This is a genomic window from Pseudomonas machongensis (genome assembly GCF_034961125.1).
Taxonomy (GTDB): domain Bacteria; phylum Pseudomonadota; class Gammaproteobacteria; order Pseudomonadales; family Pseudomonadaceae; genus Aquipseudomonas; species Aquipseudomonas machongensis.
This window is the reverse complement of record NZ_JAYFUI010000118.1, coordinates 1-8,238: the sequence shown is the minus strand read 5'-3', so window position 1 is coordinate 8,238 and position 8,238 is coordinate 1. Positions and strand designations below refer to the sequence as shown.

General features: G+C 63.8%; 7 protein-coding genes. All 7 read right to left on the bottom strand.

Going from position 1 to position 8,238, the window contains the following annotated elements:
• Positions 1 to 381: alcohol dehydrogenase catalytic domain-containing protein (locus VA602_RS12735; protein ID WP_323453370.1), on the bottom strand; the 381-nt coding region annotated here is incomplete at its 3' end.
• Positions 382 to 646: 265 nt separating this feature from the next.
• Positions 647 to 1,504 (bottom strand): formyltetrahydrofolate deformylase, encoded by an 858-nt coding sequence (gene purU / locus VA602_RS12730; RefSeq protein ID WP_197889773.1) that lies wholly within the window; start codon positions 1,502 to 1,504, stop codon positions 647 to 649.
• Positions 1,505 to 1,516: 12 nt separating this feature from the next.
• Positions 1,517 to 2,149, bottom strand: a complete 633-nt coding sequence (locus VA602_RS12725) for a sarcosine oxidase subunit gamma (protein ID WP_054892152.1) — start codon at positions 2,147 to 2,149, stop codon at positions 1,517 to 1,519.
• Between the two features lie 150 nt (positions 2,150 to 2,299).
• Entirely contained in the window at positions 2,300 to 5,317 is a 3,018-nt protein-coding gene (locus tag VA602_RS12720) for a sarcosine oxidase subunit alpha (RefSeq protein WP_323453369.1), read from the bottom strand.
• Positions 5,314 to 5,649 (bottom strand): sarcosine oxidase subunit delta, encoded by a 336-nt coding sequence (locus tag VA602_RS12715; protein WP_186667473.1) that lies wholly within the window; start codon positions 5,647 to 5,649, stop codon positions 5,314 to 5,316. Before VA602_RS12715 ends, VA602_RS12720 begins: the two co-directional genes overlap by 4 nt.
• A 16-nt stretch (positions 5,650 to 5,665) precedes the next feature.
• The gene (locus tag VA602_RS12710; RefSeq protein ID WP_054892149.1) at positions 5,666 to 6,916 is read right to left on the bottom strand and encodes a sarcosine oxidase subunit beta family protein; all 1,251 of its coding nucleotides are present in this window, start codon (positions 6,914 to 6,916) and stop codon (positions 5,666 to 5,668) included.
• Between the two features lie 15 nt (positions 6,917 to 6,931).
• Positions 6,932 to 8,185: a serine hydroxymethyltransferase gene (locus VA602_RS12705; protein ID WP_323453368.1), complete on the bottom strand. Its 1,254-nt coding sequence runs from the start codon at positions 8,183 to 8,185 to the stop codon at positions 6,932 to 6,934.
• Positions 8,186 to 8,238 lie beyond the last annotated feature (53 nt).

Genomic DNA, 8,238 nt, shown 5'->3' with positions numbered 1-8,238 from the left:
GACATAGCCGTAGGCACCGCCGGCACGGGCCGGGTTGACGGTCAGGCAGACGCCGGTATGCATCTCCTTGCAGGAACGGCAGCGCCCGCAAGCAACGTTGAACGGCACCGACACCAGGTCGCCGATCTTCAGGCGCTCGACATCACGGCCCAACTCGACGATTTCACCGGTGATTTCGTGGCCGAGCACCAGGCCGACCTGAGCGGTGGTGCGGCCACGGACCATGTGCTGGTCGGAGCCGCAGATATTGGTGGAGACCACCTTGAGGATCACGCCGTGCTCGATCTTCTTGCCGCGCGGATCCTGCATCTTGGGGTAGTCGATCTTCTGCACCTCGACCTTGCCTGCGCCGAGATACACCACTCCACGATTACCAGACATGCTTTTACCTCGCTTGATTTGTATTTATGCAGCGGTGGTTGAAGCGCCGCCATCCTTGGGCGGCCTGTGTTACTGGAATGAGGGAATTGTGGGCTTGATGGGGGATGTCGCAGTGACTGGATGCGACAGGGGGTTGTCTGTTTACGGCAGGTCGAAAGCGGTGATGCCATTCGCGGGCAAGCCCGCTCCTACAGGCACAGTGCCGTTCTCAGACACCCGATCCCCCGTAGGAGCGGGCTTGCCCGCGAAGAGGCCAGGGCAGGCGTCAGAGAACCACAGTCCGGTTGGCATTGAGGAACACCCGCCGCTCGATGTGATACCCCACCGCCCGCGCCAGGGTCAGGCATTCGATATCACGGCCCTTGGCGATCAGATCTTCGGGATAGTGGCTGTGATCCACCACCTCGACGCCCTGGGCGATGATCGGCCCTTCGTCGAGGTCATTGTTGATGTAGTGCGCGGTCGCACCGACCATCTTCACACCCTTGTTGTATGCCTGGTGATAGGGCTTGGCACCCTTGAACCCCGGCAGTAGCGAGTGATGGATGTTGATCGCCCAGCCATCCAGGCGCCGACACAGCTCTGGCGACAGCACCTGCATGTAGCGGGCGAGAATCACCAGTTCCGCGCCGGTTTCCTCGATCACCTTGAGCACCTTGCGCTCCTGGCCCGGCTTGTCGTTCGGGTCGAGCGCGAAGTGGTAGTAGGGGATCTTGTGCCAGTGCGCCAGCGGCTCCAGGTCGGGGTGGTTGGAGATCACTGCGACCACCTCCATGCCCAGTTGGCCGATGCGCTGGCGATACAGCAGGTCGTTCAGGCAATGGTCGGCCTTGGACACCATGATCACCACCTTGGGGCGGTGATTGGGTGCAGTCAGCTCGAAGGCCATGCCGAACGCTTCGCTGCGCTCGGCGAACCCGGCACGGAAGGCATCTTCATCGAAACCCTCGGGTGCGCGGAATTCGACACGGATGAAGAAACGCCCCGACAGCCGGTCATCGAAGGAATGGTGCTCGGTGACGTAGCAGCGCTGCTCGAAGAGATGACGCGTGACCACATCGACCGTGCCGAGCATGCTCGGGCAGTCGGCGGTGAGAATCCAGGTGTCCGGTGCCCGACTCATGATCTGCGCTCCTTATGCCTCGATGGCCAGGCCGTACTCGGCCGATGCGTCCTGCAGCCACAGCCACCAGTAGTCGGAGAAGCTGCGGCGGATCACCAGCTCCCAGGTGTCTTCGGCAGTGCGACGGATCACCAGTTGCGACTTGGCGAACACGGTGCCCACGGCCTTGCCGACCGGGAAGTTGTTCGGGTGTACATCATAGCTGGTGGATTTCATCAGCACGTCGCGCACGTTCGGGCCGCGCAGCTCGAGCAGGGTCTGCCCGCCACTGACATTGACCACCTGGACGTGCTGGCCTTCGAGGGCATCGCGCAGCTTCTGCTCGACGCTGAACTCCTGGCCGCCCGGGACGATCAGCAGCCATTCGTCGGGGCCCACCCACTGCAACGACATTTCACTGTTGGCGACCACCGTCAGCGCCACCGGCAGCTCCAAGCCCAGGGCCTTGTGCACGGCACCGGCGAACTGCGGGTCATGGCCATCGCCACGAAGGGTCAGGTGACCGAGGAATTTCTTCTCGCGCAGGGTCACGCCTGCGTTGTTGCGGCCTTTGCCGACCAGGCTGGCCAGGTCTGCGTGGTGCAGCGGCGACTGGGCCTTGGCATCGCTGCCGGGGTTTTGCTGGAAGACGTTGATAGCGCTCATTTCTTACCTGCCTTGAATTCTTGTGCGACGCGACCCGAGACCCTGTGGGAGCGGGCTTGCCCGCGAAGAGGGCGGTGAATGCACCATCGCATTCGCGGGCAAGCCCGCTCCCACAGGGACCTCATTCCAACCAGGAGTACTGGCTGGGCCTCAAACGTTCTGCCGCTCACCCTTCGGATCGAAGAACACCGAAGACACGATCTCTGCCTCGATCACGCTGCCATCAGCCTGTGGCGAATAGACCCGCTCGCCGAGGCGCTTTAGGCCACCCTTGACCACGCCCATGGCGAACGAATAGCCCAGGGAGTTGGCCTTGTAGCTGGAGGTGACGTGACCGACCATGTCCATCGGGATTGGCTGCTTGGGATCGAATACCAGCTGGGCGCCTTCAGGCAGCCACACGTTCGGGTCAACAGGCTTGAGGCCAACCAGTTGCTTGCGGTTCTCGCGGGTGGTGTCCTCGCGGTTCATGCCGCGCAGGCCAATCCACGAGTACGGCTTGTTGCGGCCCACGCACCAGCTCATGTTGAGGTCGTCCGGGGTCATCGAGCCGTCGGTGTCCTGGCCGACGATGATGAAACCCTTCTCGGCGCGCAGCACGTGCATGGTCTCGGTGCCATAAGGCGTGAGGTTGTACTGCTTGCCCGCCTCGATGATCTTTTCCAGCACGCCCATGGCGTAGTTGGCCTGGACGTTGACCTCGTACGACAGCTCGCCAGTGAACGAGATACGGAACACCCGCGCCGGTACGCCACCGACGTTGCCTTCCTTCCAGCTCATGAACGGGAAGGCGTCCTTGTCCAGATCGATGTCGCTGATCTGCTCCAGCAGCTTGCGGCTGTTGGGGCCGGACAGGGTCATGGTCGCCCAGTGGTCGGTGACCGAGGTGAAATACACCTTCAGCTCCGGCCATTCGGTCTGGTGGTACAGCTCCAGCCACTGCAGCACACGGGCGGCACCACCAGTGGTGGTAGTCATGATGAAGTGGTTGTCGCCGACGCAGGCGGTCACGCCGTCGTCGAAGACCATGCCGTCTTCCTTGCACATCAGGCCGTAGCGGGCCTTGCCCACATCGAGCTTGGTCCAGGCGTTGGTATAAACGCGGTTGAGGAACTCGCGCGCATCCGCGCCCTGGATATCGATCTTGCCGAGCGTGGAGGCATCGAGCAGGCCCACGCTGTCACGTACTGCCTTGCACTCACGAGCCACGGCGGCGTGAATGTCTTCGCCAGGCTTGGGGAAGTACCACGGGCGCTTCCACTGGCCGACATCCTCGAACTCGGCGTTGTTCTTCACGTGCCAGGCATGCAGCGCAGTGAAGCGCACCGGCTCGAACAGGTGGCCACAATGACGGCCCGCCACCGCGCCGAACGTGACCGGCGTGTAGTTGGGGCGGAACATGGTGGTGCCCATTTCCGGAATGGTGATACCCAGCGAGCGGGCGGCGATGGCCAGGCCGTTGATGTTGCCCAGCTTGCCCTGGTCGGTACCGAAGCCCAGCGCGGTGTAGCGCTTGACGTGCTCGACCGACTCGAAGCCTTCGCGGGTGGCCAGCTCGATGGCGGCCGCCGTGACGTCGTTCTGCTGGTCGACGAACTGTTTCGGGGCGCGTGCGGTGCCCTTGTCGTGCGGCACCTGGAACAGCGCCACGGTGGCCTCTTCCTTGCGTTGCAGGGCCTTGGGCAGGCTGCCCACGCTGGCCTTGAAGCCGGCCTCGGTGGCGGCGCGAACACCCCCTTCGAAACCGTCGGCGAGGGTGTCGCCCAGCGCATAGACGCCGTTCACGCCACCGACGCACACGCGCTTCTGCGGCGCATCGCCCGGCACGAAGCCGAGGATATCGTCACGCCAGACCGGACGCCCGCCCAGGTGTGAGGCCAGGTGCACCACCGGGCTGTAGCCTCCGGAAGTGGCCACCAGGTCGCATTCGAGCCATTCGCCAGGGCTGGTGACCTTGTGCGCAGGCACATCGATGGCCGCCACACGGGCACCGGTGACGTGCTTGCCGCCACGGGCTTCGATCACCGCGCTGGAGGTGAGGATGCGGATGCCCTTGGCACGCGCCTCCTCGACCAACGAACCGCGTGGGTTGTGGCGCGCATCGGCGATGGCGATCACCTGCAGGCCGGCATCGTGCCAGTCCAGGGCGGTGCGGTAGGCATGGTCGTTGTTGGTCGACAGCACCAGCTTGCGGCCCGGCGCCACGCCATAACGGCGCACATAGGTGGAGACCGCTCCGGCCAGCATGTTGCCCGGCAGGTCGTTGTTGCCGTACACCAGCGGACGCTCGTGGGCGCCGGTGGCCAGCACCACACGCTTGGCCCGTACACGGTGCACGCGCTGGCGTACCTGGCCGATCGGCGCGCGATCGCCGAGGTGGTCGGTGAGCCGCTCATGGATGGTCAGGAAGTTATGGTCGTGATAACCGTTGACCGTGCTGCGCGGCAGCAGGGTGACTTCCGCCAGCCCCTGCAGCTCGGCAAGGGTCGCAGCCACCCAGTCGGCGGCCGGCTTGCCGTCGAGGGTCTCGCGGCTGTCGAGCAGGCTGCCGCCGAACTCTTCCTGTTCGTCGGCCAGGATCACCCGTGCACCGCTGCGGCCAGCTGCCAGTGCGGCGGCCAGGCCTGCCGGGCCCGCGCCGACGATCAGCACGTCGCAGTGCTGGTTCATGTAGTCGTAGCTGTCCGGGTCGTTCTGCAGCGGTGCACGGCCCAGGCCCGCCGCCTTGCGAATGTACTTCTCGTAGGTCATCCAGAACGACTTGGGATACATGAAGGTCTTGTAGTAGAACCCCGGCGGCATCATGTTGCCGCCGACCTTGCCAATGATGCCCATGACGTCGTTGTTGACGTTCGGCCAGCCGTTGGTGCTGCTGGCCACCAGGCCCGAATACAGCGCCTGCTGGGTGGCACGCACGTTGGGGATCTGGGTGGCTTCGCTGGAGCCGATCTGCAGGATGGCGTTCGGCTCTTCGGTACCGGCGGCGATGATCCCGCGTGGCCGCGAATACTTGAAGCTGCGCCCGACGATCTCGACACCGTTGGCCAGCAGCGCGGCGGCCAGGGTATCGCCGGCATAACCCTGGTAGGTCTTGCCGTTGAAGGTAAAGTTCAGAACCTTGCTGCGGTCGATGCGACCGCCGCTGGCGAGGCGATAGACCTGGCTCATACTTTTTCTCCCTGGCCCTTGGCGGTCGCCGGTGCGGCGCTTTGTCTGGATGCAGCGGTCACCTGAGGTTTCTCACCGATCTTGTAGGTTTCGAGAATCTCGTAGGTCACCGTGTCACGGGTCACGTTGAAGTACTGGCGGCAACCGGCGACGTGGTCCCACAGCTCATGGTGGATACCGCGCGGGTTGTCGCGGAAGAACATGTAGGTGCCCCACTCTTCGTCGGAGCAGGTGTTCGGGTCCAGCGGGCGGGCGATGTGCGCCTGGCCTGAAGCGTGAAATTCTTCTTCGGAGCGCAGCTCGCCGCAGTGGGGACAGAAGATTTGCAACATGACGATTGTCTCCGGGTCAGTGGGCGACGGCAGCAGCGCCGTGTTCGTCGATCAGCGCGCCGTTGTAGAAACGGTCGATGGAGAAAGGCGCGGCCAGTGGATGCATCTCGCCCTTGGCCAGGCTCGCCGCAAAGACGTTGCCCGAACCTGGCGTGGCCTTGAAGCCGCCCGTGCCCCAACCGCAGTTGAAGAACATGTTCTTGACCGGAGTCTTGGAGATGATCGGGCAGGCATCGGGAGTGGTGTCGACGATGCCGCCCCACTGACGGTTCATGCGCACGCGCGACAGGATCGGGAACATCTCGACGATCGCCTGCAGGGTATGTTCGATGATCGGGTACGAGCCACGCTGGCCATAACCGACCCAGCCGTCGATGCCGGCACCGATCACCAGGTCGCCTTTGTCGGACTGGCTGATGTAGCCGTGCACGGCGTTGGACATGATCACCGAGTCGATGATCGGCTTGATTGGCTCCGACACCAGTGCCTGCAAGGGGTGCGACTCCAGCGGCAGGCGGAAGCCAGCCAGCTTGGCCATGTGCCCGGAGTTACCGGCGGTGACCACGCCGACGCGCTTGGCACCGATGAAACCCTTGTTGGTTTCCACACCGATCACAGCACCGTTCTCCTTGCGGAAACCAATGACTTCGGTCTGCTGGATCAGGTCCACACCCAGGGCATCGGCGGCCCGGGCGAAGCCCCAGGCGACCGCATCGTGACGGGCCACGCCGCCGCGACGCTGCACGGTGGCGCCCAGAATGGGGTAACGGGTGTTCTTCGAGCAGTCCAGGTACGGGATCTCGGCTGCGACCTGGTCGGTGAGGATCAGCTCGCCGTCGACGCCATTGAGACGGTTGGCGTTGACCCGTCGCTCGGAATCACGGATGTCCTGCAGGGTGTGGCACAGGTTATAGACGCCGCGCTGGGAGAACATCACGTTGTAGTTGATGTCCTGCGACAGGCCCTCCCACAGCTTCATGGCATGCTCGTAGAGGTGCGCGGACTCATCCCACAGGTAGTTGGAACGCACGATGGTGGTGTTACGCGCGGTGTTGCCACCACCCAGGTAACCCTTCTCCACCACCGCGACGTTGGTAATGCCATGTTCCTTGGCCAGGTAGTAGGCCGTGGCCAGGCCATGACCACCGCCGCCAACGATGACCACGTCGTAGACCTTCTTGGGAGTTGGCGTGCGCCACATGCGCTGCCAGTTCTCGTGGTGGCTGAGGGAGTGCTTGAGGAGGCCGAAGCCCGAATAGCGTTGCATGGTGTTCTACTCCACTCAGCGGTAGACCGGGAAGTCGGCGCACAGGGCGGCGACGTTCTTGGCGACATCGGCTTCGACGTCGGCGTCGCCCAGGTTGTCCAGCACATCGCAGATCCAGCCAGCCAGCGCCACGCACTGGGCAACCTTGAAGCCGCGGGTGGTGACGGCCGGGGTGCCGATGCGCAGGCCCGAGGTGACGAACGGCGACTGCGGATCGTTGGGCACGGCGTTCTTGTTGACGGTGATGTGAGCGCGGCCGAGGGCGGCGTCGGCATCCTTGCCGGTCAGGCCCTGGCGAATCAGGCTGACCAGGAACAGGTGGTTGTCGGTGCCGTCGGAGACCACGTCGTAGCCACGCTCGATGAACACCTGGGCCATGGCCTGGGCATTCTCGATGACCTGCTTCTGATAGCTCTTGAACTCGGGCTCCAGTGCCTCCTTGAAGCACACCGCCTTGGCGGCGATCACGTGCATCAGCGGGCCGCCCTGGGCGCCGGGGAACACGGCGGCGTTGAGCTTCTTCTCGATCTCTTCGTTGGACTTGGCCAGGATCAGGCCGCCACGCGGGCCGCGCAGAGTCTTGTGGGTAGTGGTGGTGACCACGTCGGCGAAAGGAATCGGGTTCGGGTACAGGCCCGCAGCGACCAGGCCGGCAACGTGGGCCATGTCGACGAACAGCAGCGCACCGACTTTATCGGCGATCTGGCGGAAGCGTGGGAAATCGAGGGTTTTCGAGTAGGCCGAGAAACCTGCGACGATCATCTTCGGCTTGTGCTCGACGGCGAGGCGCTCGACTTCGTCGTAGTCGATCAGGCCGGTATTGGTGTCGATTCCGTATTGAACGGCGTTGTAAAGCTTACCCGAGGACGACACCTTGGCGCCGTGGGTGAGGTGGCCGCCGTGGGCCAGGCTCATGCCCAGGATGGTGTCACCGGCCTGCAGCAGGGCGAGGTAGACCGCACTGTTGGCCGAGGAGCCGGAGTGCGGCTGGACATTGGCGTAATCAGCGCCGAACAGCTGCTTGGCGCGCTCGATGGCCAGCGCCTCGACCTTGTCGACGTGCTCGCAACCACCGTAGTAGCGCTTGCCCGGATAGCCTTCGGCGTACTTGTTGGTCAGGCCGCTGCCCTGGGCCTGCATCACGCGCTTGCTGGTGTAGTTCTCCGAGGCGATCAGCTCGATGTGATCTTCCTGGCGCTGTTCCTCGGCATTCATCGCCGCCAGCAGTGCATCGTCGTAACCCTGGATCTGGTCTTGCTTGCTGAACATCGTGTTTCTCCCGGCAGCGATCGCTTCTTGTCTGATGAGGGTCTTCTCACCCT

Excerpts from the sequence above, each read along its gene's own strand:
- VA602_RS12705 (WP_323453368.1), bottom strand. The coding sequence starts at position 8,185 with ATGTTCAGCAAGCAAGACCAGATCCAGGGTTACGACGATGCACTGCTG.
- VA602_RS12725 (WP_054892152.1), bottom strand. The coding sequence starts at position 2,149 with ATGAGCGCTATCAACGTCTTCCAGCAAAACCCCGGCAGCGATGCCAAG.
- VA602_RS12715 (WP_186667473.1), bottom strand. The coding sequence starts at position 5,649 with ATGTTGCAAATCTTCTGTCCCCACTGCGGCGAGCTGCGCTCCGAAGAA.
- purU (WP_197889773.1), bottom strand. The coding sequence starts at position 1,504 with ATGAGTCGGGCACCGGACACCTGGATTCTCACCGCCGACTGCCCGAGC.
- VA602_RS12710 (WP_054892149.1), bottom strand. The coding sequence starts at position 6,916 with ATGCAACGCTATTCGGGCTTCGGCCTCCTCAAGCACTCCCTCAGCCAC.
- VA602_RS12720 (WP_323453369.1), bottom strand. The coding sequence starts at position 5,317 with ATGAGCCAGGTCTATCGCCTCGCCAGCGGCGGTCGCATCGACCGCAGC.